The sequence below is a fragment of the Mucilaginibacter rubeus genome (genome assembly GCF_014643835.1).
GTDB classification, from domain to species: Bacteria; Bacteroidota; Bacteroidia; order Sphingobacteriales; family Sphingobacteriaceae; genus Mucilaginibacter; species Mucilaginibacter rubeus.
The window spans coordinates 500,286-525,814 of record NZ_BMKD01000004.1 but is presented as its reverse complement, the minus strand read 5'-3'; the positions used below and the strand labels follow the sequence as shown (position 1 = coordinate 525,814).

Here is a 25,529-nt window from a genome sequence, read left to right as displayed (position 1 = left end):
GCTATAAAGCATAACACCCAATATAGTTTAATACCAGGTGGGAAAATGGCGACATTTTTTGATTATGCCAGTGCGACAACAGTTTTTTTTAATAATTTGGATAGAAACTGGCCTGCTGAGATGACTGTATTGCTGGTAATGATATTACTGTTGATGTTCTTGGTAAGGTATATCATAAAGGGGTTACAAAAAATGGGCAGAGTTTATATGGAAATCAGACCTTCAAAACAATCACTAATATTTGAGATATGAACACTAAAGTCATCCTTGGATATCTACTAATATGCGTTTACTTCTTGTCTTCATGCCAACGTAAGCCAACTGCCAGCCGAGATGTTACATCATCACCAAAAGAGATTAATGCTGATTCATTAATGAGGCTATCTTTGGTCGAAAACCATAAATATCTAACATTCGACACTTTAAAGTTCCTTATCCCGGGGGACTTGAATATAGATTCAAGCTATGTGTACAGTGGGATATATGAAATAAAGGGAAATTCCTTTAAAAGACACAAGAGTCTTATCTTTAATAACCATGCTTTTCTTACCACATCTGAAGACTTAGGGAAAGGTATCAGGGCTTATCTTTACGGGTTTGATATACGTAGCAAATCACTCATTAAAGACTCCACGTTTAAGAGAAAATTTTTATACAGTTCAGCTGGTATTTTCATTGTTGATCGCAAAACCAATAGGATCTTCTCGGTAGATAAGCCGGAGTGGTATGATGCCAAGGAAGAAAATATTATACCTGCTTCGATATCATACATTCGGGGGGATTACTTTGAAAATCTAAAAAATGTTTATAAAGTGGGCGATGAAATTCCGACCGATACTTCGTTGGTATCATTTTTTAATGAATCAATGGCTGCGAGTAGTAAAGATGTTTTGCTGCTTCCCAATGATTGGTGGAAACCCAACAAATAAAAGATATGCTGAGTTTATGAAAAACCTAACCCTTTTATTATAATACTAAGCATGGCTCAACCTTGCACCGGCGATACAAAGTGACAAGATCTTGGCAGTGTTCAATTTTTTAAAAAGCAGCTGTTCAACTTTTGGAAATGCTATTTTGTAATAGCTTGATTATCAACGATAGTTTGTTCAAAACACGATTTGATGTATTTTAAACCAAATGTAAGTTGTTGATTATTAGTACTATTTTTTTGGCGAAAAATACAAAGTGTTCACACTTTTAAAAATTGAACACCTGTGAAATGAGTGATCATCCTTATGTTTTCGAACGCTCAATACAGGCCGCTAATACTTGTTCAAGCACCGGCCTTGAAACAGGTTTGCTAAAGAAACCGGTTACAAAATCATAGCTGAGTGCCCGCTCCTTGTCGGTTGGGTCAATTGACGACGAAAATACATAGAGCAGTGGTTTAACCGGCAGTATGGATTGCAGATCCACAAAACCTTCAAGAAAATCCCAGCCGTCAAACCTGGGCATCCTGATGTCCAGAAAAATAACGTCCGGGCAATCCGCCGGGTTATCTGTCAATGATTTTAACGCATCTTCACCGTCGTAACTATGTGACACGGGTGTAAAATCTTCAATTCCTGCAATAAGCTTGTCCAGTATAATATGGTCAAGTTTACTGTCATCAATAAAGAGTAATCGGAACATAATTGATAATTATGATATTGTTGCATAAGTTAAGATATATTATCCGCTTTCAAAAAAAATGGATAGTATTACTACGCTCAACCTACAATTGGGAAAAGTTATTGTAGTATTGATTAATTTATTTATAAATTATGTGTGGTTCTATTTTTGAAAGTAATAGCTAAAAGGGCATGCATTTCGCTTTTGCGCATACATACCCTTTTTAGTTTTAATGAACCAGGAATATCACCGGTACCGGAGAAGCAAGCTTATAATTTGGTTAAAGCTATAATGTAGCGCTTTTTTCAACAATTACGTTCCTTGCGCGCATGTATGTGGTACCAGTAGGACCAGGTGATCCTGACGACCCTTCCATTTGGTAATCAATAATAATGTTCAGGTTTTTCCCGACAAAGTTAGCGCCCGTTTGGGTGCTTTTTAAAACACCATCTATCCAGTATTCGATGGACACGTCGGTCGCATTCGTCTTGGTCATATAAACCGAATAAGTGTGCCAGTTTCCGGGGCTGGAAATAGTTGTACCCACACTCGACCAGCCTCCGCTTGCATTTTTATAGGTATTTGTCCAGCAGGTTGCACTTCCTTTAAATTCCATAAAATCGCTTTCTGGTGGCCATGAGTCAGCTCCTGTAACCCAAAAGGCAGGCCATGTGCCAGTTTGTGATTCGCACTGAAATTCACCTTTAAAATGCCACTTAGGCCAGGAGTCGGTTACTACAGGTACGGTCTTGGCATAAACTGTCCCTGAATAATAATGGATCGGTAAATATGGATCTTTATTGCTGTTGCCAACGCTGCCGCTGGGCGCACTGGTTAGTGTAAGCACACCTCCGGAAACTGAAATATTTTGAGAGCGCATACGGGCAGATCCATTATGATCAGATCCCCAGGGATACAGGTCATTCCAATAAGTGCTGTACGAGCTAAAGGAGGTAGGAGGAATAACATTTACCCATGATACCGTATTGGTTGCAAGATGACTGGCTGAAGTATTTGCGGCGGAGTTGGCGGTAGCTGCATTATCTTTTCTACATGCAAAAAACGATGTAATCACAATAAATGCAATTAAAACAAAAGTTAAATTTTTCATAATAAAGATTTTTTAGGTTAATAGGTGTGCTTCTCTCGATAGTTAATGAGAGTACTGGTTAATTGGTGACACAAATTAACATACTTAAAATCCCATGGATAGGGGGCAAAACTGGAATTTATGGGGGTTATTATATATTAATATTATAATATAACGATACGATAAAGCGATTGGAGAGAGTGCCCCGAAATGCCCGGAAATGAAAAAGGTTGTTTTCGGGATGAAAACAACCTTTCAGAGCTTACTGTCGCCGGTTATTTCCAGATAGATTTCAACCCGGAAATGCTGATATTATTAATGGCTAATTTTCCGGTGGTTTTAACTGCAAGGTTGTTGAAATCTTCGGTTGGGAAATAGATTGCAGTCATGGTGGTTAAGCCTCCGTCGGCAAATAACTCTACTGATGATTTGTCGACTACTAAAATGAGATCTGAATTTTTAGCAGCGCTTTGCCGCGGTGCGGTAAAACGGCCGGAGAAATTCTTTTGGAAATCCATTTTTCCGGCTTTGGTACGATCTATATAGTATTCATCTTTGGCAGGGTCGTAACCAATAAGCAGTTCTTCACCTTTAGTGTTTGATAGCCTGATGCTATAATCTTTTAAGGTAGCAAAACTCAATTTTAAAACGTACCGGCTTTTGAGCTTATTAATTTTTGAACTAAGATCAAGAAGTGACCTGTTAAACACGGGCTGCTTTAACGAAATTGTTTTTTCTTCAATGTTTTTTAGTTCAGCCACAGGTTTGGATACCAGTAAAATTTGGCCTTTGCTTTGTTTCAGGCTAAGCTCACGTGGAATGGTTACGGCATTACGCCAGGCCTTTGTGGGCACCTGATTAGCATATTGCCAGTTACTCATCCACCCTAAAAATATTTTACGGCTGCCGGTATTGCTCCAGGTAATGCCTGCATATTGGTCGGGACCGTAGTCAAGCCATCTGGTATTTGAATCAAGCGGGCTAAACTTATTCCCATCAAAATTTCCTACAAAATATTGCGTTGCTGAACCGCCGTTAGGCCCGCCGGGGTTAAGGTTTACGATCAGGATCCAGTAGGTTTTTCCGTTCATTTTTAGTGGGAACAGATCAGGGCATTCCCATACGCCACCGTGTGCACCTGCCTTGATGCCGAACTCGCTTTCTTTTTTCCAGTTTTTCAGGTCAGGGGCCGAATAGAAGGAGATATGATCTTGCGTTGCAAGGGTCATTACCCATTTTTTCTCCGGGGCATACCACATCACTTTGGGGTCGCGGAAATCCCGGACTCCGGGGTTTTTCAAAACCGGGTTGCCGCTGTATTTAGTCCATGTGCTGCCGCCATCCAGGCTATAGGCAAGGCTTTGGTTTTGAAATTTATCGGTACCCTCTTTTTCTCCTTTAGGGTCATGATGGGTGAATATGGCCACCAGGGGTATTTTGCCATTTTTACCAAAACCGGTTGTATTATTGGAATCGACAACAGCACTACCAGAAAAGATATAACCAAGGCTATCCGGATACAATGCGATAGGTAACTGTTTCCAGTGGATTAGGTCTTTACTTTCCGCATGCCCCCAGTGCATTGGTCCCCATACAATGTCTTTAGGATAATACTGGAAAAATAAATGATAAGTATGGTTATAATAAACCATACCGTTTGGATCATTCATCCAATGTTGGGCTGGTGAAAAGTGTGCCTGGGGACGATGTTCATCCGCATAAGGTTTTGGGGAGGAATCCTGGGCCTTACAAATACAATTTAAGGCAATAAGAAGGGACAATATAAATGCGCCGCATTTTGTTTTCATAATTTAAGCTTTTAATAGGTTATATATTTGGCAGGGTATGCAAAAACTTACGGTACTTCTGGTATAAAAAAGGGAATCCCGGCCTAATAATTCAGGCCAGGTTTCCGTTGGTTAATTATAGTTTAATAGCCAGGGTTTTGTTTATATAAACCGTTGGTGAACGTAATCTCCGATTGCGGAATCGGGAGGTATTCATCTCTTCCAGCGGTAAATTTAGCCGTTGCTAAAAATGGCCTCCTAACTTTTTCTACATTAATGTAGTCGTTTAAAGTTTTTTCTGCAATCCCCCATCTAACTAAATCAAAGAAACGTGCCCCTTCGGTAGCAAATTCCAATCGCCTTTCCCATTGTAAAGCCTTGCGGGCATAGTCCTGTGTCCAGTTTGCCGGGCCATAGGGTTTTATATTGTAGGATGAAGGGAAAGTTCCATCCAGCTTTTTAAGTCGCCCTGTACTGGCTGCTGCCCTGTTTCTTATTTGATTAATTAATGGCAGTGCACTTGCCTGTTGCCCTAACTCAATATAAGCTTCGGCCTGCATTAATAAAACGTCATCATACCTGATGATATCATAATTTTTTGCCGAGCCCATAAATGGTCCCAGTTTAAAATAAGATGCGCTTGTAGCTAACTGCTGGTTACGCATGGTATGAAAGTTGCCATAAACTCCCGGGTCGCGCACCCAGCTATTGCTGAATGGTTTGGTGTTATCATATTTGTACGGATGCCCGTCTATACCAACAGTATGGTCTAACCTGGTGTCGACAGTAACTTTCGACAGATCGGCTATGCTGTTATTGAACGTATCAAAGTTAGGTAAACCATTGGCATCAGTTGTATAGGCATTAACTAAATTCTGACTTGCAGCATGGAACCCGCAACAGCCGTATTGAGGTGCCCCGTGCGGATAGTTTAAGCCGTCTTCAAAATTTAAACGCCCGGCGGTAGTACCATCATTGATAGTAAATTGTATGGCGAATACTGATTCGGGCCCGTTCTCTGTTTCGGGTAAAAAGTTATCAGCAATATCCGGGCTTAGCGAGTATTTGCCAGATGCTATCACCGCTTGTGTAAGCGTAACAACTTCCTGTAGCCTTGTTTTATTGATATTGATTACATGGTGTTTATCATCCTGCTCATAGGCCTGGTACAATCTTAATTTAGCTAAATAAGCCTGTGCATTTACTTTATTGGCCCTCGCTAATTCAGGTTGTTTAGCCGGCAAATTATCAACTGCATATTGAAAATCATCGGCAATTTTATTCCATGAATCTTCGTTTGATAAAGTGTTTGAAACCTTCAGAATGTCGGCAGGAGTTGCGGTTTCATCAAAAATAGGGATGTTTTTGTATAGCAATTTCATGGTAAAATAGCTATGTGCCCGCAAAAACCTCAATTCGGCCAAACGGATCTTTTTGTTTGGGAATTCAGCATCCGAAAGGGAGTTAACTGCCCTAATTGCCACATTTGCCCTTGAGATAGATTTAAACAAATTTTTCCAGGTGCGTGACACAAACGAATCCATCGAGGGCGTTACCAGGTTGTAATGTTCCAAAGCGTCAACTTCGCCAACATCGCCTGTACCGCCGCCGCCCTTATAAGCGTCATCTGAACGGACGCTGCCATAAGCCCAGTCGCTGTATATAGGCCCTATCATATCACCGTTTCCAATAGCTGCATAGGCCGCGGTTACCAAACCTTCAACGGCGGCCGGTGATTTTAAATCTGAAGGAGATAATACACCCTTTGGAGTATAATCTAATGCTTTTTTACAGGAACTAAAAATTATTAGCCCCGATAAAATAGTTGTTACTAATATTTTCGATTTCATATTGAATGATTTTTTTCGTTAAAATGATGCATTGACGCCAAAGCTGAAGATCCGTGGAATTGGGATAGGGTTGAGGTCAATCCGCTCAGGATCGGGGCTCAGGTACTTGCTGCTTTTTACAGTAAAGATGTTTTCGGCCATGGCAAACACCCTTAACCTGGTAAATACAGCTTTAGGTAAAATGGTATATCCAAGTTGAAGGTTCCTTAATTTGAAATAAGAGGTGTTTACAATGAAGTAATCGGAAGTACGGCCTTCGTTGTTATTGTCTTTTAACGTTAATGCTGGTACATTGGTGTTGGTATGCTGCGGTGTCCAGCCATCAAATACGCCGGGGCCAACGTTTTCGCGGCTGTGCATCAAATTGTTAAACAGGGTATATACGTCAAACCCCTTTCGGCCGGCAACACCTGATCCGAATATGGAGAGGTCGAATTTTTTATAGGTGAGATCAATTCTTGCGCCGTACTCTAAAGCCGGTAAAGTAGTACCTATCCATGTTTGATCGTTGGCATCAATTTTTCCATCGTGATTGATGTCTACATAGCGGATCCTGCCAGGACCGGCGCCGATTTGCGTTGGGGCAGCATCAACTTCGGCCTGTGATTGGAAAAGTCCATTGGTTTTGTAACCAAATATATCAAACTGTGAATGCCCTATGATGGTATTGTCTATATTGCCCGGGTAAGCTGGTCTAACGTTCTCCGGTAAATCGGTGATCTTATCCCTGAAATGAGAGAAGTTTAAAGTCACATTGTAATTAAAATCTCCTGACCGTTGGCCGTGGTACGTTACTAAAAACTCCCAGCCTCTATTGGTTTTTGATGCACCGTTAACGGTTTTAGATTGTCCTTCGCCCAGTGCGGATGCAACCGGAGGAGTAATCAGGATGCCGGTGGTTTTCCGGGTAAAATAATCGAATGAACCCGAGATTTTGCCGTTTAATATAGCAAAGTCCAACCCCGTGTTTAGTTCGTCGGTTGTTTCCCATTTAAGAGCAGGGTTTGCTGCCTGGGTCTGAACGAAGCCTGATGGCAGCGCTCCTGTATTGGCGCCGGATAATGAATATGCGGTACCAACGTTCATATATTGTTCCCAAAAGCCTGGCGTAAGTTGGTTTTGGGTGGTGCCGTATCGTGTGTTATAAAGCAAGTAACGTGACAGGTCGCCAATTTCCTGGTTACCTACCCGGCCTACGCCGGCCCTTAATTTAAGTTCAGAGAATATACTGCTGTTTTTCAGGAAGTTTTCCTGGTCTATTTTCCAGCCGATTGAGGCGGAAGGGAAAATACCATATTGGTTGTTGGTACCGAACCTTGATGAACCGTCGCGCCGAACGGTAGCCGACACTAAATATTTGCCTGCATAATTGTAATCAAAACGACCGAATTGCGAAAATAGGCTATTACCTATTGACCTGCCGGTAACAATGGTATTTCCTGTGCCGGCGTCCAACGTAAAATAATCTTCTGTTTGGATGGTATATCCCTGTTTTAAGGTTGTTTGAAAATCAGTAAAGGTTTTAATATACTCTGTACCAACTAATATTTTAAAATGATGCTTGCTATTCAAATCATAGCTGTACCTCAAGGTGTTAGAAAGCGTGGTGCTCAGGTAATGATTCTGATCAAAGAACAGGCTGTTGGTGGTGCGGTTTAATGCACCTTCCGAAAAAGTTGGCGTAATCACCTTGCTCAGGTAGTCTGCATTATCGGCGCCATAATTTGACCGGAAGTATAAATTCTTAATGGGTTGTACCTCTAAAAATACGTTACCAAAAGTGTTTAACCTGTTGGCGTTATTCCATTTTGCCAGGTCCTGCATGTGCAGTGGGTTGTTTCTGTCAGAGTAGCCAGCCCCTGATTCGCCGGCGTAGGTTACACCATCTTTTTGATACACCGGGATGGTTGGTGCCAACGTAACCGCCAGGAATGGAGTAGTAGCGCCACCCAGGTCCGTTGTGGTAAGGGTTTCGTTTGAGTTGGTGATTTTTATATTGACGCCGAAGGTAACTTTGCCATCAAAAGGCCGCGTTATGGCATTAATGCTACCGGTGGTACGTCCGTATTTGGTAAAGCGCACAAGGCCGGTGTTTTTGATGTTTCCAAAATTTATTTGGATAGAAGAGTTTTTATTACCTACCGAAGCCGTAAAATCATTATTGTAGACAAAAGCTGTTTTATATAATACGCTTTGCCAGTCGGTATCGCCGGCGGGAGTGTTGGGGTCGCCGCCTACAAACGGTTTAGGCGTAACGCTGTTTAAAACAGGGTTACTGAAATTATTATTCCAATCAAAGTTATAGATCTCTCCATAACCCGCGGCGGGGTCCTGCCCGTCGTTAACTGAAGCTTGCCACAAGGCCCTACCTCTGTCTACCGAGTTCAGCATTTTAAACCGTAACGATTTTTCGGACTGGATTGAAGTACTGTTATTGAACTGGAACTGTACCTTACCCTCGGTGTTGCCGCCGTTTTTTGTGGTAACGATGACAACGCCGTTAGACGCGCGTGAACCATAAATTGATTCGGATGAGGCATCTTTTAATACCTGAACTGATGCAATATTTGAAGGCGACAGGTTTTGAAATACCTCTGGCCTGGTGGTAGGGATCCCATCAATAATATACAGCGGGTTATTGTTGCCCAAAGTATTGGCCCCCCTAATCAGGATCCTGCTGGTTGCACCATTGGCAGAGCCATCTTTTTCAATATATAAACCCGCAACCCGGCCCTGTAATGCCTGCATGGTATTTCCCGAACTATTGTTTTTTACCGGCGCTAAATCAACAACCGCAACCGCGCCTGTTAAATCTTTCTTTCTTTCAGAAGTGTAACCGGTTACAACTACTTCATTCAGCTTGTTTTCCGCGTCTTTAAATACTACGTCAAGTGTTTTGGTATCCGCAGTGATAGTAACCAGTATTGGTTTGGCACCTACATAAGAAAACCGCACCGACTGACCGTTTTTTACGGCGATACTGAACTTTCCGTTTGCATCTGATAGTGTTGATTTTTGGGTTTCAACAACCACTATAGTAACTCCGTCTATAGGTTTCGAGGAGTTATCTAACACAGTCCCGGTAATGGTACGGGATTGCGCATATCCTTCACTTATGAGCAGTATAAGGAAAGAACAAATAAGTAATAATTTTCTCATTGATTTTTGTTTAAGAGTAATTGGTTTGATTAAAACATCTTGTTTATAAAGTCTTGGTATTCTTTGATTTTATAATCCGGACAACCTCCTTTCTTTGTTGCAATAAAACCGCCCATCGCTATTGCATTTTTTAATAAAATTTCTGGTGATTCGCCACGGTAATGGTTGGCTATGAATGCCGCTAAAAAGGAATCGCCGCTGCCTATGGTATCCCTTACTTTCACCTCACGCCCGGCAATGTGATAGGCTTTATCTTCTTTATAATAAGAAGCGCCGAATTCGCCTTTGGTAACTATGATCTCAGGGACGTTAAAATGATCCTGGATAAATTTGATCTGTTCCGATTCCTTCCAGAATGAACCTCTGAACAGGCCCTGCACCATCTCAAGCTCGGCCTGGTTAAATTTTACGATGTTGGCTTTGTGCAGCAGATCGGCCAGCAGGTCACGGCTTATAAAGGGCGGCCTCAAATTAATGTCGAATACTTTGATAGCATCGCTTTCCAGCAGCTCAAACAAGGTGTTGCGCGATACGTTGTTCCTTGACGCAAGGCTACCGAAAACGAAATAGGTTGAAGGCCTGATCTGTGTTTTGATGTGCTCGCTGTCATTAATAAAATCCCAGGCTACAGGAAAAATAATCTCGTAGGATACCTCGTTGCCATTATTCATTTTGGCTATCACCTGGCTGGTTGGGTGTTCGGTATCTGTTTGCAGCAGGTGTTTTTTTATGCCCCAGTTATCGAGCAGGTTTTCAAGTTTCTGGCCATCGGCATCATTACCTATTTTGCTTACCAGGCTGGCAGGCATGCCCAGTTTATTAAGATGGTATGATACATTGAGCAATGCTCCGCCGGGTTGAGGGCCATCCGGCAAAACATCCCAAAGTATTTCGCCATAGCAAACGGCCGGTGTCAAGGTATTTGTATGTAAGTTCATCATAGCTGATCCTGATTAATGCATTACCATGTTAGTTTCAATTTGCTCCAGCGATCTGCCTTTGGTTTCGGGCATCAACCTCCACACAAAAATTAACTGGCATATCATCATGGTGCCGAAAAAGGAAAATGTTATTGTGCCGCCAAGTTTTTCGGCGAAATACGGAAAGGAGAAAGCGATGAGTGCTGCCATGATCCAATGGGTTGAACTGCCTAATGTTTGGCCCTTTGCACGTACCTGGTTTGGAAAGATCTCCGAAATAAATACCCAGATAACGGCACCCTGCGAGAACGCAAAGAATGCAATGAATAGCATCATATAAGCGGGAACGGCAAAGCCACTCATGTGCCCCGAGTAAAAGGTATAGGCTACCAGGAACAGGGAAATGATAAGGCCAACCGAGCCAATAAGCATCAGGATCCGGCGGCCTACTTTATCAATAATATTAATAGCAGCAAGGGTGAACACAAAGTTGATTGCCCCAAGGCCCACTGTTGACAATAACGATGAATGGGCTCCAAGGCCTGCCATTTCAAATATGCGGGGTGCATAATAAATAATAGCATTGATACCCGAAACCTGGTTGAAAAAGGCGAACAGCACAGCTAATATTATAGGTGTTTTATATTGACCCGAGAAGAGGTTGCCGCCGGAAGCAGTATCATTTAAAGTTGAGTGTTTGATAGATGCCAGCTCCTGTTCACAGTTAAGCGGATTAATGATCCGTAAGATCCCGAGGGCCTTTTCCATTTCGCCCTTTTTAAGAATAAGCCAGCGCGGACTTTCAGGTATAAAGTAGATCAGAATTAAAAACAGAGCCGAAGGGAAAGCCTGTACGCCAAGCATCCATCGCCATGAAGTTTCGCCAACCTGGCTGATAAGGTAGTTGGACAGATATGATATCAGAATGCCCAGCACCACGTTAAACTGAAACAGGCCCACCAGCCTGCCCCGGCGGTCAGCAGGTGAAACTTCTGAAATATAGATAGGTGCTGTAACTGATGAGATACCAACACCAAGACCGCCCAGTAACCTGAAAACCAGAAATACATACCAGCTATCGGCCAGTGCAGTGCCCAATGATGATAGTAAATACGCCGCAGCTACAAAGTAAAGCGTGTTTTTACGGCCAAACAGATCTGAAGGCCGGGCTCCTAACAATGACCCGATGACTGTTCCTATTAGTGCGATAGAAATCGTGAACCCATGCTCCACTACGGATAGGTGCCAGAATTGCTGGATAGATTTTTCAGCGCCCGATATTACAGCGGTATCAAACCCGAAAAGGAAGCCACCAAGGGCCACGACCATGGACCAGGCCAGGACGGAGTGTTTTCTCATAATAATTATAAAAGGTGTTATACTGGATTTATTGAGGCCAAAGTAGGGTAATGGGCCATGTGAGGGTTATTGATTTTGTATCAATAAAGTATAAAAATCAATCTTGTTTTATCTTGTTGGTTCTCAGTTAGATAAAATAAAAAATGCGAAATTTGAAATTGAAATATTCGTTTATGTTACCTGTTACTTTCAATTTGGTTACATCACTCCGGTTGTGAGGTAGGTTGCCCGGCCCTATAAATTTGTTTTTCAGGAACGTTTATAGATATCTTTACTTTGTTTAATCCTAAAAGGGAAAAAATAAACCAATAATTAACCCTGTTTTATTACCTTTTTCTTCCAAATAATCTGAGCTTATGACCTTGCTTAATAAGTGGCATGCAAAAAACATACGGACCGGTATCCTACTGATCGGTTTTATGATGCTTATTGCTGCCGGTTGTAAGCGGGCTGATAAAACATCACAGTATACGATAGGGTTTTCGCAATGTATTGGTTCTGATCTCTGGCGTCGCACGATGCTTGATGAAATGAGGATGGAACTTTCATTACACCCCGACGCCCAGTTTATTTATGCCGATGCGGACGGTAACAGCAGCAAGCAGGTTGAACAGGTGAAAAAAATGCTGGATGATGGTGTCGATTTGCTGATCATATCACCCAATGAAGCGCAGCCCCTCACCGGGATAGTGGAACAAACGTACAATAAAGGTATCCCGGTAATTGTGATCGACCGTAAAACATCATCAGCTTTATATACAGCTTATGTTGGTGCGGATAATTACCAGATAGGTAAAATGGCGGGTGAATATGCAGGTGCTCTTTTAAAGGGAAGGGGGAATGTTGTAGAAGTTATGGGGCTGCCCGGCTCGTCTCCGGCTATTGAAAGGGACCGCGGTTTTTCTGACGGGTTAAGGAAATACACTGATATTAATATAACCGACAGGATATATGGCGATTGGTTAAAGGATAGCGCTAAAAAGCAATTGACCAGGATTGCACCTGTTATAAAAAATGCAGATGTAATATTTGCACATAACGACGTAATGGCCCTCGGAACGAGAGAGGTGCTTGACAAATTTAAAATTCATAGCATCAAAGTGTTAGGTGTTGACGCCTTGCCCGGGCATGGAGGTGGCCTGCAAATGGTTGCTTCAAAAACTATCAATGCCAGTATGCTATATCCTACCGGGGGTAAAGAAGCAATTATGACCGCTTTCAGGATCCTGAATAAAGAGTCGTTTGCCAGGGAAAACCTGCTACAGTCGGTTGTTATTGACTCTGCCAATGTACAGCTAATGAAAATGCAATGGAGCAAGATCAGCAGTCAGCAGAAAGATATTGAAAGACAACGATCATTATTGACCGAGCAGCGTGAGGTGTACAACAGCCAGCAATTGGTTTTAAACGTAATTGTAATGTCGCTGGTGTTAGCTATCGTTTTTGGCGGTCTTGCGTTTTACTGGCTCATGGAAAACCGGAAGATCAACAAAAGCCTGGAGGTTAAAAATAATGAAATTCTGCAGCAGCGTAACCAGTTGATCGAGATGTCGGCAAAGGCTGAAGTAGCTACGGAGGCTAAATTGCAATTTTTCACTAATATTTCTCACGAATTCCGTACGCCGCTCACGCTTATCCTCTCGCCAGTAGAAGATATGATGAGTAATGAAAAGTTAAACCTGGTTGCAGGGAAAAGTCTGAAACTGATCCATAAAAATGTATACCGTTTGCTGCGCCTGGTTAACCAATTAATCGAGTACCGTAAAATAGAATATGATAAACAACAGATCAATGTATCACCCAATAATATTGTTGAATTTGCCAGGGAGATCATCACCAGCTTTCAGGAAAATGCCCAGAAGCGTAACATCAGTCTGAGCCTGGTAAGCGATGAGCAACAGATAATTGTTTGGTATGATGTTAACCTGTTAGATAAGGTGTTTTTTAACATCATAGCTAACGCGCTGAAATTTACCAACGACAATGGCCGTATCCAGGTTAGTTTCAAAAATAGAGATGACAATTCTGTTGATATTGCCATCCAGGATAACGGGATCGGTATGGAGCCGCAGGACACTACCCATGTATTTGAGCAGTTTTACCAGGCGGAAAACAGCTCTTCAGGAGGATCTGGATTAGGGCTCGCGCTGTCAAAAGAAATTGTGTCCCTGCATCATGGCAGTATAGAAGTTAGGAGTAAAAAATGGGAAGGAACTACTTTTACCATTAACCTGCTGTTGGGAAATAGTCATTTTGACCAAACTGTACAGGAGCACGCTAATGCAAAACAAACAGGTATTGAAGAGCGGGCAAAAATTTATGTTACAGACCTGGCAGCACCTGTTACATTAACGGATGAAGGGCAAATATTCGGCACGCCCAGGGAGCAATCCATATTGATCATCGAAGACAATAAAGACCTGCTGAGCTACCTGAGTGAAAAACTGGGAGTTACTTATGAGATATTTACAGCGGATAATGGCACAAGCGGATTAAATGAAACCTTTGAGCGTGTCCCGGACCTGATCATATCTGATGTGGTATTACCGGGGATGTCTGGCAAAACTTTAACAGTAAAACTGAAAACTGATGTCCGTACTTCGCACATTCCTGTAATTCTTTTAACGGCACAAGGCAGTGTTGAACAACAGATAGATGGGATTACCTGCATGGCCGATGCCTACATTGTTAAGCCGTTTAACTTTGATTATTTACTCGCTACCGTGAAGAATTTGATCAAAAGCCGGGCAACACTCAAAGAACATTTTACCAGTGATGTAAGTAAATCAACTGTGCCTGTCTCAAAAGCCCTCGACAAAAAATTCCTGAATGATTTTGCCGGTATTGTAGAACAGAATTTAGCGAATGAAAACTTTAGCGTTGATGAAATATGTAAACTGATAGGAGTTTCAAGGATCCAGCTTTACCGAAAGGTTAAAGCGTTGCTTGGCTGCAGCATCTCCGATTACATATTAAACCGCCGGCTAAAAAAAGCGAAATATTTGTTAATGAATGAAGGGTATCCGATATCTGAAATAACCTATATGGTGGGTTTCTCTACACCAAATTATTTCTCCACGGTTTTTAAAGCAAAATATGGCTGTACGCCAAGCGAGTACAAACGCAAGCAACAGCATTCATAAGTTTTATTTTCTGATAATTAACGAAGGAATAAACGTTAGCTATTGTATAACAAAGTAACATCGCATGCACGGTGCTTAAAACTTTTTTTGCCAATCCCTGTTATTCCTGCATCGAAACAGCCTGTTGAGTTTTCAATGATTGGATAAGATGTATAAACCACACATCTAAATAAAACCGGATATTCACTGACAGGGCAAAAGAAGATAGCTTTTCATGAAAAACAACTTATTACCTGACCTCTTCACCTTAACTGCCATTTTTGAGGGAATGGAAGATGCGGTATTGAGCCACGATCTTGACTATATTATTTTAAATTGTAATCCGGCTGCTGAAAAAATGTTTGGCTGCCCGGCCCCGGTGTTGTTAGGGCAGAACATCCTTACCCTGATCCCCGAAAGCGTCCGTCAGGAACAACTGGCTATTCTTGAACGTGTATGGTCAGGTGAAAGAATAAATCACTTATATACTGTCCGCAGCAGTAAGCTACAGATTGATTTTCCGGTATCACTTACTATTTCGCCAATAAGGGATGAACAGGGGGAAGTAATTGGAGCATCTCACATTATGCGTGATGTGACCCACGAAAAAGAGACAGAAGAGAAGCGAGGCATGCTGGCTGCAATTGTTGAAAATTCTGATGATGCCATTATTAGCAAAACTCTTAACGGGATTATCACTACCTGGAACGGTGGTGCCGAAAAGATTTTTGGTTACCAGGAAAGAGAGACTATCGGTAAACATATATCTATTCTTATTCCTCGCGACAGGCTGTCCGAAGAAGATGTTATCATTGAAAACATCAGGAACGGTAACAAAGTTGATCATTTCCAAACCGTTAGGCTGCACAAAAATGGAAGCGCCATTGATATATCCCTTACTGTTTCACCGGTAAAGGACCGGCATGGAACCATTATTGGCGCATCAAAGATTGCCAGGGATATTACAGCCGCAAAGAAAGCCGAAACGGCCATCCGACACCAGGCGGCAAAACTGAAGATCCTGAATACTATAGGGAAAGCCATTTCAGAGAAACTTGATACCGAATCTATCCTGCAAAAAGTAACGGATGCCACTACACAGATTACCGGTGCCGCTTTTGGCGCATTTTTTTATAATACCATCAATCAGGACGGCGAAGCCTATATGTTGTACTCTTTGTCGGGCGCGCCAAAAGAGGCATTTGAAAATTTCGGAGTGCCTCGGAATACGGCAGTTTTCCATCGCACATTTAGCGGGGAAGGCGTACTAAGGGTAGATGATATAACGAAAGATCCCAGGTATGGACAAAATGCACCGCATTTTGGAATGCCCGAGGGGCATCTGCCGGTAGTAAGCTACCTGGCCGTGCCGGTTATAAGCAGTTCAGGCAATGTTATTGGTGGCTTATTCTTTGGCCACCCGGAAGCCGGTGTTTTCTTGCAAGAGCATGAAGACTTTGTGGTTAGCCTGGCTTCTCAGGCGGCAGTGGCACTCGATAATTCCAGGCTGTTTACGGAAGTAAAAGAGCTGAGCCAAAAAAAAGATGAATTTATTGCTTTGGCCTCCCATGAATTGAAAACGCCCCTCACTTCTATGAGCGGTTTTTTACAACTGCTGGAACGAAAAGTAATTGATGTAAACAGGCCATTTGTTGCGAAGGCTATAACCCAGTTAAAAAAACTGAATGCCCTGATCAATGATTTGTTTGATATCTCAAAAATACAATCCGGAAAATTGCAGTTTTATTTTGAAGAATTTGATTTTACAGCGCTTATCAAAGAAAACCTTGAAGCTATTCGGGAAGCCTATACATCACATGAAATTTATTTTGACGAAAACGCAGAAATGATTTTAGAAGGGGATAAAATGAGGCTGGAGCAGGTATTGACCAACCTGGTCACCAACGCGATCAAATATTCGCCGGAATCTGATAAAATCGAAGTATCAGTAAAAAAGTCAGAAACGGAAGTCCAGGTATCTGTTAAAGATTACGGTATGGGCATCAATGAGGAAAATATCAGCCACATATTCAGCCAGTTTTATCGTGCAAAAGATGTAAACAGGAGCATTACTGGCCTGGGCCTGGGGTTATACATTACCAAAGAGATCATTGAACGGCATGGGGGCCGCATCTGGGTAGAAAGTGAGCCCCGGATGGGATCGACTTTTTCCTTCGTGTTACCGCTAAAAAAACTAAGCAGTATTAATGCCCGCCTCCATAAAAACGGAGAAGAAAGATACTGAAGTTAAAGTTTTTCCGTTCCGGCATCAGACTTTGCGCACAATATACACCAGCCGGCTACACCAGCGATTTCTTAAGCCATTTGTATATGCCAGTAGATGCCCGAGCTTTATAAGCGTTCTATAATAGATAATTCGAATTTGTATTTTTTCACATCATTACGCTATAGTTAAATTACAGCCGGAGGGCTTGTCTGTTCGCGGAAATTCCGGGTGAGCCTGGTGAGTTGTCTTTTAAGCACGGTGGCCTGTTTCTTTAGTCCTTTGAGTGTCTCTTTGCTGTTCCGGGTATCCGCAGTGGTTGAAAGAAGCGCGATGGCCAGTTCGTTGTCATGCCAGTCGCCGATGGCTGCTTGTACCTGGTCAAGATAAGGTTCATTAAAAGGGAGGTCCAGTTCCGGGCGGGCCAGAGGGTAATTATAAAGCAGTACCTTCAGTTGTTTACGGCAGGTATGCAATTCCTCATTAAAACGGGGAGGGTTTATGGTTGTAGCAATGATTTCCAGTTGTTGCCTGTAATACAAGGAGAGATGATGTTTACTGATCGGCCTGATCCGCTTCAGCAGGCTGCGGCGTGTTTTTCGGAGCCAGGCGCTGTGCTGATCCTTATCGGCGTTAAATCTCCGGGTGGTGATTTTCATAATCTGCTGTTGCTCCCGGATAAAATCGGTGTTTTCACCAACTGCCTTGCCCAGTTCCTGGTTTATATAAGCATTCCTGATTTCGCCGGCCTGTTTAAATATCTTACGAACAGGTTTGAAGCGTTTCTCCAGCGTAACGTCCTCTGCCGCGCTGTCTCCCAAGATCAAAAGCGCCCGTAGTTTTTTTACCCCGGTGCGAAAACGATGCAAATCTTCCTGTTCGTCGTTTTTGACAAAAGAGCGGAGATGGCGTTTCATGGTTCGCCATGTTTTAATTATATACTTCTTTTCCGTTTTCTTTTTCATACCGGTTGGCATATTGTTGTCGAACCTTGCGATATCCTCAAAAAAGGGTGCCGCATATTCAAAAATACGGCTAAAGCGACAAATCTGGTCCAAAAAAAGGATCTAATTACCCCAATATTATTACATACAAATCGCCGGCTACACAACACCCATGGAGAGGCAATGAGAAAATAGCATATCCTTGCTCACCTGCTATGTTTTGCATTGCCCACGCCTGATGTCTGGATAGTTTTACCCGGAGCTTTATCATACTGAGCCAGGCAACTGTCCAGTGGTTTGCCCAGATTGTGTACACAGTCGCAAAAAACTTTACAAGCCTCCGGCTTGGCATTTCCAGCACACCCATTATTGCATTCCATTAATGAATTGCCCGGTCGGATATCATATACGAACTGGTTAATTACTATTACTGCGGCTATTGTTACAAAAACGCCTCCAAAAAACATGAACGGAAACTTGTTACTTCGTATTTCAGGTTGCGTTGTATGGCTGTTTTTTTGCTTGAATGGCAAGATGAATTTTAAACGGTCATAATCCCACCCCAGCAAATATAAGTTGGCAAGTACCATTAAGGTGGTGATGCGGGTGCCTTCAAACCTGACGGCGTAGGCCAGTATGCAGATGTTCAGTATAATCGGGAAATAGATTAGCGCCCCGAGGAGCCGAGTACGGGGAATCAATAACAGGATGGCGGCTGCCACCTGCAAAATACCAATAAAAGTGTAATAATAACCTGTATGGTGCAACGCTTCTAAATAATGGCCCATCGGTTGATTGGCCGACAAGCCGTTGGCGAACCGCTCGCCCATAATTTTAACGTTACCGGCTATAAAAAAACCGGCCGCCAGCACTATCCTGTTAAAAGTAGCAAAAAGCTGCATCCATTTATTTCCTTTTGCCTGGTAATGCAATTGGTCGAGTGTGGTAGAAATCGGCATGTTTACCTGTAATTTATGTTCATAAAAGCACTTTGAAATACAAAGTTATTGAAAATAGATTGATATTTGCAAGAAGCAAAAAATCCTCTTAGCGTTAACTTAGAGGATTTCTTTTTCTGTGGTACCAACAGGGAGTGAGCCAGCGCCACAAGGTTAAATAAAGAATTTTTATTTGACTCGCTTGTAGATTTCTATAGATTGGCCATTTGTGGCACTATTAATCACCTGGGTATATTCGTCATGGCCATTCATCGTAACTTTAACGGTAAATTTATTACCCTGAAGAAGCCGGTAGTTTGATATTTGCTCTTCTTCCCTAAGCGTATCATTACTAAAAGTAAATACCCCGGTGCCAAACCCATTTTTAAAGATGGTTTTTTCCTTATTTTGAGCAAGCCTGTGGACGAAAATAAAATGCCCTTCCCAGAATATTTTATACTGCGTTACGTCAGTTGAGATTGTGTCTTTGCCTTTTATTGTATAGGTTCTTTCCATTTTCCACAAGCCGTCAAGCACTGAGCTATCCGCTGACGGGAATTTTTTATATTCTTCCTTCAATGCATATTTTACACCTTTTACCGTGGCAAAGTCGGGGATGACTTGGGTATAACCATCCGGTTTTTTTGTAACCTCAAGATTATACGTTAGGGATGAGTCGAGCGCTCTGCTGGTGTAAATACTATGTTCCTTAAGTCGGTTAGCAGAGTCGAGTGTATAAGTGCCCACACCAAACCCAACAGATGAATCAGGAACGATACTGGCGTATAAATAGTTATGATCTGTGTAGATTTTAATTTGCGTTCGTTTAATAACAGAGTCTTTGCCTCCTCGATCAAGCACTTGTTTTTCAAGTTCATATACACCCGAAAGGCCTGCCTCGGACGACTTCTCTTTTTTCTTGCATCCAAAGATCAAGAAGCTAAATAAAGCTGCGAAAACTAAAATCTTATTCATAATGCTTAAGGTTTAATATGATATAAGGCTTTATTTCGTCTGGCAGTGGTTTTTATTTGGCGGGCGACAACTTCTTGGTAAAAGAGCCAGGTAAAGACAAAATAATGCCTAAAATTTTATCACCATAAATAATGCAATTGGTTACATAAACTTACAAATAATATATATCATAAACAATTTGTTAGTGAATTATTAAAAGCTTGTTAATGAATTTTTTAAAAAGAAGTATGGCCGTTTAATTAAATACGGAACAATGAGAATGTGAATCAATATTTAGCCGGAGAGAAAAAGATGCCTTTAAACAGAAAAAAGGCCATTTTCTTATCGAAAAATGACCTTCTTATTGCTGTAGTGCAGACTTTAATTATAACCCACTATTTCCTTTACGATTTACATAAATTAGCAAATTTAGACCTAAAATGAAAGCTGTTCAAATTTCTTGCGTCAAGATAGCACAAATGGAGAATATGGAGGCCTTGACCACCTAATTCCGAAACGTCAAACTGGCAATTCCGTTACCCTTGACCATGTTAAGCCAGTGAAAGCTAATTTTTATCTTTACAATTAAGAAAACCTCCATATGTAAGATAGGCGGTTTTCTAATAATATTTACCAATGCTGCCAATCAGAATTGAATTATTCGGTCACATTTAATGAATCGATAAGACCATCCTTAAGTCCTAAATGAAATTTCAGCACGATCGGGCTGCCAGGAAATGTTCCTGAAACCTCCGCGGTTAGTATTCCGTTTGAGCCGGATTCCTCATATCGGAGAGGTTTCATCACCGACTTATATTTCTCATTCGCTTCTTCGATCCATTGCCGGATTTCTGCTTTGCCGGTGTGGGTCTTGCCCTCGTCATGAACGATAGCATTCCCGGTGAAACATTCAGCGTAATCCCCGCTGTTGTAAGTATTCTGCGTCTCTATAAATTTGACTACTAATTGTGGTAATTCCATGATTTTTATTTGTTTGATTTTTAAATTGTTGGCACCGTTCCGCCGTCAATGACGAAATTTGTTCCTGTTAAGTATTTGGCTCTTGGCGAAACCAAAAAACCAACCAGTTCGGCTACTTCTTCCGGTTCAGCGGGCCTGCCATAAGGTATTCCACCCAATGCATCCATCACACCTTGCTGAGCTTCTTCCACAGTACTATTTGCATTTCTCGCGATCTCGCCCAGCCAGGCTATGGATGCCAATGTATTTATCCATCCCGGCGAAACAGTTAGCACACGGATACCTTTTGGCGTAACTTCATTAGATAAGCTTTTGCTATAGTTGATCAATCCTGCTTTTGAAGCTGCGTATGGCAATGTTGAATCATATAGCGGTAATATGCCTTGGATGGAAGCTATGTGAATAATAACACCACTTCTCCGATCTATCATTTGCGGTAAAAATCCCCTGTCGAGCCTCACAGGAGCAAGTAGATTAGCTTGCAGGGTTGATAGCCAATCCTCATCACTCAACGCTGAAAAGCCACCGGCAGGTGTCGATGAAGCACCAAGGTTATTTATTAGAATATCGAGCCTGCCATAAGTTGACAGCACTTCGCTGACCACTTTTTGCGCATCTTCTGCCTTGCTTAGATCGGAAGGGATAAAATGTAGGCTGCTGTTTTCCTTTTCAGGAGCATTCCTTGCAGTTATAATCACCGTTGCGCCAGCTTGTAACAGCCTTTCGGAGATCGCTCTTCCGGTGCCTTTTGTACCTCCTGTTACCAGGGCAATTTTGCCAGATAGTTCATTGCTGTAATTGATTTGTTGTATCATGATTTTTTAATGTTGTTTTTGATTGCACAAATCTCGACAGTACCAGAATACCATACAATTACGGGCTTACGAATCAGATAGGGACAAATTTATCCGTATTGCGCACATCGTGATGCGAACGTATATTTGTGTTGATGTATGTAAAAAAGATCACTCCCTCACTTAATTGCGGCCTTGACCTGGTTGGTGAAGTGCTGTATGGCAAATGGAAGATCCGCATTTTGTGGTTCATAAATGAAGGCCACCTAAGACCGAGTGAACTGCAGCGGAAGATTCCTGACGTGACGAGACGCGTACTGAATGTGCAGTTGAAGGAACTGGAGGATCATGAAATGGTGACTAAAACTATTTATCCGGTGATGCCACCAAAGGTGGAGTATGAATTGACGGAATTCGGAAAAACGCTGATCCCGCTTATTCGTTCTATTGGCCTTTGGGGTGACGAACATCAGGAACGGCTGCGCAGGGTAATTTTAAAGCACAACGAACCATCGTCAGCTAACACCGGAGAACATCGGCCTAACCTGAGGATCTCGGTTTAAAATAAAAGAGGATCGCAATCCTTGCAGCCTTCTTATAACATTTACCACATTAAAAGCCGTACATACCCGCTGCCGGTAGAGTTTCAGTATAAGAAAAAGGGAATGTGCGCTGCCCGAACGTCTCCGACTTCGGACTGTTATGCTTATTAGCGAGATTGGAAAATGCGCATTAAATAATCTACAGCCACTTTAAAGTAAAAAAAGCCTCTTAGAATTAACTAAGAAGCTTTAAGCTGTGGTACCAACTGGGATCGAACCAGTGACACAAGGATTTTCAGTCCTTTGCTCTACCATCTGAGCTATGGTACCAAACCGTTCCCGTGTTTGGGGAGTGCAAATGTAGCCTTTTTTTTATGTTTGAAAACTTTTTTTTGAAAAAAGTTTCTGTTCGCCTGCTGGTTTTAAATAATTGTGCAGGTAATCAGCTAATTAATTTTCAAATATTTTTTCGATCTCAAAACATTTCGCGCTTTAAACAATTCATTTAACTTTGAGAAAAATACTATGCACGCATAATGATTGCTCAGCTTATATTTATTATCATCCTGGCTGTTGCTGTTTACTTCTTCGGCAAGAACGTGTCTAAAATCAGGCGCAATATTTTGCTGGGTAAAGACACGGATCGTAACGACCAGCCGGCTTTGCGCTGGAAAGTGATGGCCAAAATTGCCCTTGGCCAAACCAAAATGGTTAAACGCCCCGTAGCGGCGGTAATGCACTTTTTTATTTATATTGGTTTTATTATCATCAATCTTGAAGTGCTGGAGATCATGATTGATGGGATCTTTGGCTCGCACCGTATCTTTGCGCACCCGCTTGGTGGCTTGTATGGTTTTTTAATAGGCGGTTTCGAGATGCTTGCAGTGTTGGTACTTACGGCATGTATCGTTTTCCTGTGCAGGCGCAATGTTGTGCATCTGAAACGCTTTACGGGTACAGAAATGACTCAATGGCCAAAATCCGATGCGAATTACATCCTCATTACTGAAATATTGCTCATGACCGCTTTCCTGACCATGAATGCGGCCGATTATAAATTACAATTACTGCATTTTGGTCATTACGTCACAGCCGGAAGCTTTCCGGTGAGTTCATTGCTGGCGCCGTTACTGCCTGGTAGCGCTTCGGCATTGGTAATTACCGAGCGTGTTTGCTGGTGGTTTCATATTGTTGGAATCTTGTGTTTCTTAAATTACCTGCCATATTCAAAGCATTTTCATATCCTGTTGGCTTTCCCCAATACGTACTATTCAAACTTGAACCCTAAAGGGAAATTTACCAATATGGCATCGGTTACTAATGAGGTCAAAGCCATGCTCGATCCATCATTCGTTCCCGAAAATAATGGCGATCCCGCCCGTTTTGGTGCAAAGGATGTAACCGACCTTACCTGGAAAAACCTGATGGAGGCATATACCTGCACCGAATGCGGCAGGTGCACCTCGGTTTGCCCGGCTAACATTACCGGCAAACTGCTGTCGCCGCGCAAGATCATGATGGATACCCGCGACCGGATTACGGAAGTCGGCAATAACATTGATAAGCACGGTAAAGACCATCAGGATGATAAATCATTGCTTGACAATTACATTACCCGCGAAGAGCTCTGGGCTTGTACCAGTTGCAATGCCTGTGTGGAAGCTTGCCCGGTGAACATCAATCCGCTGGAGATCATAACAGAAATGCGCCGTTATATTGTAATGGAAGAATCGCAGGCCCCGGCAAGTTTAAATAATATGTTCGGTAACGTAGAAAACAACGGCGCCCCATGGAAGTACAGCCAGGCCGACAGATTTAACTGGGCGGAGGAATAGTTTTACAGATCATAGTTAATGGTTTATAGATCATGGCTGTGAAGGGAAATAAAAATAATTAACAATGGTCCATGGACTATCGACCATAAATAAAACCATGAGCTATGAACAATGAACCATTGGCCATCCCAACCATGGCCGAAATGGCTGCACAGGGTAAGGAGCCTGAAATTTTGTTTTGGGTAGGATGTGCCGGTAGCTTTGATGAGCGTGCCCGGAAAATTACCCGCGATATCTGTAAGATATTGCAGCATGTGGGTATTAGCTATGCAGTGTTAGGTACAGAAGAAAATTGCACCGGCGACCCTGCCAAACGTGCGGGAAATGAATTCCTGTTTCAGATGCAGGCCATAATGAATATCCAGGTGCTTGACGGTTATAATATCAAAAAAATAGTCACCGGTTGCCCGCATTGTTTTAATACCATAAAAAATGAGTATCCCGGCCTGGGCGGCAATTATGAGGTGATCCATCACACGCAACTTATTCAACAGTTGATTGATGCCGGTAAGCTGAAAGCCGAAGGTGGCGAAAGTTTTAAGGGGAAAAGGATCACTTATCATGACCCCTGTTATTTGGGACGGGGAAATGATGTTTACGAGGCTCCGCGCGCGGCGTTAGAGATCCTGGATACCGAATTGGTGGAAATGAAACGCTGCAAATCAAACGGGCTGTGCTGTGGTGCGGGCGGCGCGCAAATGTTTAAGGAACCTGAACCAGGCAAAAAGGATATCAATATAGAGCGGATTGCCGATGTTATAGAAGTCAAAGCACAGGTGGTAGCCGCCGCCTGTCCGTTTTGTATGACCATGCTTACTGATGGCGTAAAAAATCAGGATAAGGAACAGGAGATAAAGGTGCTGGATATTGCCGAGATCACGGTTAGGGCTAATGGTTTATAAACCTTTTGTCCTGAAATAATGCAACGCGCTCTTCAGACTGTCAAATTTGGTGGAGCTCATGTTATGTACCGGTAAATCAAATGTAGTGGCCATTGAGTCGATATTGCCATTGGGATCCTCATAGGTTTGCACAATGATATCATCGGTTTGGGTATTGAATTTTACTGTGCCTGTAGTGTCGCTGCCCACGTAATCAACATTGGTTAAACGGTGCAAGTTGAAAGAAAAATATTCCTGCTTGCCCTGTTGATAAGTTTTCCTTAAACGTAAAAAATAGTCGTTGGTAAGGGCAATCTCCCACTTTTTAAGGTTGATATCAGGCGCGGGGTTAAACGAGGTGCTAAGGCACTTATTACTCCAGTTTAACCATTCCTGTTCGCTCATTCCGGCTTTAAAACCGTAATTTAGCGCACTAAGGGCTAAAATTGATGTAATGAGCGCGGTTTTTCCAATTGATGGCAGAATTGATATTTTCATGACAACAAAATGTAACCCGAAGTTAATAAATTGATATTTT

The 25,529-nt window shown here is 42.3% G+C and carries 19 protein-coding genes and 1 tRNA gene; 6 read left to right on the top strand and 14 right to left on the bottom strand.

Translation table 11 applies throughout. From position 1 onward, the window contains the following. The first annotated feature begins 248 nt into the window (after positions 1 to 248). Entirely contained in the window at positions 249 to 929 is a 681-nt protein-coding gene (locus IEX80_RS16285; RefSeq protein ID WP_188833466.1) for a hypothetical protein, read from the top strand. Positions 930 to 1,233: 304 nt separating this feature from the next. Here the strand turns inward: IEX80_RS16285 and IEX80_RS16280 are convergent, their stop codons facing one another. The 7 genes from IEX80_RS16280 to IEX80_RS16250 form a co-directional block, all read right to left on the bottom strand. After that, positions 1,234 to 1,632: a response regulator gene (locus IEX80_RS16280; RefSeq protein ID WP_188833465.1), complete on the bottom strand. Its 399-nt coding sequence runs from the start codon at positions 1,630 to 1,632 to the stop codon at positions 1,234 to 1,236. 265 nt (positions 1,633 to 1,897) lie between these two features. Then, positions 1,898 to 2,722, bottom strand: a complete 825-nt coding sequence (locus IEX80_RS16275; protein ID WP_188833464.1) for a family 16 glycosylhydrolase — start codon at positions 2,720 to 2,722, stop codon at positions 1,898 to 1,900. A gap of 254 nt (positions 2,723 to 2,976) precedes the next feature. Beyond that, positions 2,977 to 4,509 carry a glycoside hydrolase family 32 protein gene (locus IEX80_RS16270; RefSeq protein ID WP_188833463.1) on the bottom strand — a complete coding sequence of 511 codons (1,533 nt, stop codon included), beginning with the start codon at positions 4,507 to 4,509 and terminating at the stop codon, positions 2,977 to 2,979. Positions 4,510 to 4,631: 122 nt separating this feature from the next. Beyond that, the gene (locus tag IEX80_RS16265; RefSeq protein WP_188833462.1) at positions 4,632 to 6,338 is read right to left on the bottom strand and encodes a RagB/SusD family nutrient uptake outer membrane protein; all 1,707 of its coding nucleotides are present in this window, start codon (positions 6,336 to 6,338) and stop codon (positions 4,632 to 4,634) included. A gap of 18 nt (positions 6,339 to 6,356) precedes the next feature. Then, positions 6,357 to 9,497, bottom strand: a complete 3,141-nt coding sequence (locus IEX80_RS16260) for a SusC/RagA family TonB-linked outer membrane protein (protein WP_188833461.1) — start codon at positions 9,495 to 9,497, stop codon at positions 6,357 to 6,359. Between the two features lie 29 nt (positions 9,498 to 9,526). Next, positions 9,527 to 10,438 (bottom strand): carbohydrate kinase family protein, encoded by a 912-nt coding sequence (locus tag IEX80_RS16255; RefSeq protein WP_090529578.1) that lies wholly within the window; start codon positions 10,436 to 10,438, stop codon positions 9,527 to 9,529. Positions 10,439 to 10,450: 12 nt separating this feature from the next. After that, positions 10,451 to 11,776 (bottom strand): sugar porter family MFS transporter, encoded by a 1,326-nt coding sequence (locus IEX80_RS16250; protein ID WP_188833460.1) that lies wholly within the window; start codon positions 11,774 to 11,776, stop codon positions 10,451 to 10,453. A gap of 419 nt (positions 11,777 to 12,195) precedes the next feature. Here IEX80_RS16250 and IEX80_RS16245 point away from each other — a divergent pair, with 419 nt between their 5' ends. After that, positions 12,196 to 14,919, top strand: coding sequence for a hybrid sensor histidine kinase/response regulator transcription factor (locus tag IEX80_RS16245; RefSeq protein WP_229701654.1), 2,724 nt, complete (start codon positions 12,196 to 12,198; stop codon positions 14,917 to 14,919). 214 nt (positions 14,920 to 15,133) lie between these two features. After that, a complete protein-coding gene (locus IEX80_RS16240) occupies positions 15,134 to 17,143 on the top strand; it encodes a PAS domain S-box protein (protein WP_188833459.1) in 2,010 nt (669 codons plus the stop codon). Positions 17,144 to 17,310: 167 nt separating this feature from the next. Here IEX80_RS16240 and IEX80_RS16235 read toward each other — a convergent pair whose 3' ends face one another. The 5 genes from IEX80_RS16235 to IEX80_RS16215 form a co-directional block, all read right to left on the bottom strand. Further along, on the bottom strand, positions 17,311 to 18,087 hold the full coding sequence (locus IEX80_RS16235) for a CHAD domain-containing protein (protein WP_188833458.1): 777 nt from the start codon (positions 18,085 to 18,087) through the stop codon (positions 17,311 to 17,313). A 185-nt stretch (positions 18,088 to 18,272) separates the two neighbouring features. Continuing rightward, a complete protein-coding gene (locus IEX80_RS16230) occupies positions 18,273 to 19,025 on the bottom strand; it encodes a DoxX family protein (protein WP_188833457.1) in 753 nt (250 codons plus the stop codon). A gap of 168 nt (positions 19,026 to 19,193) precedes the next feature. After that, complete coding sequence (locus IEX80_RS16225; RefSeq protein ID WP_090529557.1) at positions 19,194 to 19,979, bottom strand: hypothetical protein; 786 nt, start codon at positions 19,977 to 19,979, stop codon at positions 19,194 to 19,196. 636 nt (positions 19,980 to 20,615) lie between these two features. Continuing rightward, on the bottom strand, positions 20,616 to 20,939 hold the full coding sequence (locus tag IEX80_RS16220; protein WP_188833456.1) for a nuclear transport factor 2 family protein: 324 nt from the start codon (positions 20,937 to 20,939) through the stop codon (positions 20,616 to 20,618). A gap of 20 nt (positions 20,940 to 20,959) precedes the next feature. Then, on the bottom strand, positions 20,960 to 21,754 hold the full coding sequence (locus IEX80_RS16215) for an SDR family oxidoreductase (protein WP_188833455.1): 795 nt from the start codon (positions 21,752 to 21,754) through the stop codon (positions 20,960 to 20,962). A gap of 134 nt (positions 21,755 to 21,888) precedes the next feature. On the opposite strand from IEX80_RS16215, the gene IEX80_RS16210 reads away from it, so the two are divergent. Further along, positions 21,889 to 22,296: a winged helix-turn-helix transcriptional regulator gene (locus tag IEX80_RS16210; RefSeq protein WP_188833454.1), complete on the top strand. Its 408-nt coding sequence runs from the start codon at positions 21,889 to 21,891 to the stop codon at positions 22,294 to 22,296. A gap of 236 nt (positions 22,297 to 22,532) precedes the next feature. Here the strand turns inward: IEX80_RS16210 and IEX80_RS16205 are convergent. After that, positions 22,533 to 22,605 (bottom strand) — tRNA-Phe (locus tag IEX80_RS16205). 206 nt (positions 22,606 to 22,811) lie between these two features. Between IEX80_RS16205 and IEX80_RS16200 the strand changes: the two genes are divergently transcribed. Next, a complete protein-coding gene (locus IEX80_RS16200) occupies positions 22,812 to 24,110 on the top strand; it encodes a 4Fe-4S dicluster domain-containing protein (RefSeq protein ID WP_188833453.1) in 1,299 nt (432 codons plus the stop codon). Between the two features lie 104 nt (positions 24,111 to 24,214). After that, positions 24,215 to 25,012 carry a (Fe-S)-binding protein gene (locus IEX80_RS16195; protein ID WP_090529509.1) on the top strand — a complete coding sequence of 266 codons (798 nt, stop codon included), beginning with the start codon at positions 24,215 to 24,217 and terminating at the stop codon, positions 25,010 to 25,012. Here the strand turns inward: IEX80_RS16195 and IEX80_RS16190 are convergent. After that, positions 25,007 to 25,489, bottom strand: coding sequence for a hypothetical protein (locus IEX80_RS16190; RefSeq protein ID WP_090529506.1), 483 nt, complete (start codon positions 25,487 to 25,489; stop codon positions 25,007 to 25,009). The two genes, IEX80_RS16195 and IEX80_RS16190, sit on opposite strands and share 6 nt — an antisense overlap. Positions 25,490 to 25,529 lie beyond the last annotated feature (40 nt).

What these genes read in the sequence shown, in the direction of transcription:
- IEX80_RS16230 (WP_188833457.1), bottom strand. Translation starts at nt 19,025, where the DNA reads ATGCCGATTTCTACCACACTCGACCAATTGCATTACCAGGCAAAAGGA.
- IEX80_RS16245 (WP_229701654.1), top strand. Translation starts at nt 12,196, where the DNA reads ATGATGCTTATTGCTGCCGGTTGTAAGCGGGCTGATAAAACATCACAG.
- IEX80_RS16275 (WP_188833464.1), bottom strand. Translation starts at nt 2,722, where the DNA reads ATGAAAAATTTAACTTTTGTTTTAATTGCATTTATTGTGATTACATCG.
- IEX80_RS16285 (WP_188833466.1), top strand. Translation starts at nt 249, where the DNA reads ATGAACACTAAAGTCATCCTTGGATATCTACTAATATGCGTTTACTTC.
- IEX80_RS16190 (WP_090529506.1), bottom strand. Translation starts at nt 25,489, where the DNA reads ATGAAAATATCAATTCTGCCATCAATTGGAAAAACCGCGCTCATTACA.
- IEX80_RS16200 (WP_188833453.1), top strand. Translation starts at nt 22,812, where the DNA reads ATGATTGCTCAGCTTATATTTATTATCATCCTGGCTGTTGCTGTTTAC.
- IEX80_RS16220 (WP_188833456.1), bottom strand. Translation starts at nt 20,939, where the DNA reads ATGGAATTACCACAATTAGTAGTCAAATTTATAGAGACGCAGAATACT.
- IEX80_RS16265 (WP_188833462.1), bottom strand. Translation starts at nt 6,338, where the DNA reads ATGAAATCGAAAATATTAGTAACAACTATTTTATCGGGGCTAATAATT.
- IEX80_RS16225 (WP_090529557.1), bottom strand. Translation starts at nt 19,979, where the DNA reads ATGAATAAGATTTTAGTTTTCGCAGCTTTATTTAGCTTCTTGATCTTT.
- IEX80_RS16210 (WP_188833454.1), top strand. Translation starts at nt 21,889, where the DNA reads ATGTATGTAAAAAAGATCACTCCCTCACTTAATTGCGGCCTTGACCTG.
- IEX80_RS16270 (WP_188833463.1), bottom strand. Translation starts at nt 4,509, where the DNA reads ATGAAAACAAAATGCGGCGCATTTATATTGTCCCTTCTTATTGCCTTA.
- IEX80_RS16215 (WP_188833455.1), bottom strand. Translation starts at nt 21,754, where the DNA reads ATGATACAACAAATCAATTACAGCAATGAACTATCTGGCAAAATTGCC.
- IEX80_RS16280 (WP_188833465.1), bottom strand. Translation starts at nt 1,632, where the DNA reads ATGTTCCGATTACTCTTTATTGATGACAGTAAACTTGACCATATTATA.
- IEX80_RS16195 (WP_090529509.1), top strand. Translation starts at nt 24,215, where the DNA reads ATGAACAATGAACCATTGGCCATCCCAACCATGGCCGAAATGGCTGCA.
- IEX80_RS16260 (WP_188833461.1), bottom strand. Translation starts at nt 9,497, where the DNA reads ATGAGAAAATTATTACTTATTTGTTCTTTCCTTATACTGCTCATAAGT.
- IEX80_RS16250 (WP_188833460.1), bottom strand. Translation starts at nt 11,776, where the DNA reads ATGAGAAAACACTCCGTCCTGGCCTGGTCCATGGTCGTGGCCCTTGGT.
- IEX80_RS16255 (WP_090529578.1), bottom strand. Translation starts at nt 10,438, where the DNA reads ATGATGAACTTACATACAAATACCTTGACACCGGCCGTTTGCTATGGC.
- IEX80_RS16235 (WP_188833458.1), bottom strand. Translation starts at nt 18,087, where the DNA reads ATGAAAAAGAAAACGGAAAAGAAGTATATAATTAAAACATGGCGAACC.
- IEX80_RS16240 (WP_188833459.1), top strand. Translation starts at nt 15,134, where the DNA reads ATGAAAAACAACTTATTACCTGACCTCTTCACCTTAACTGCCATTTTT.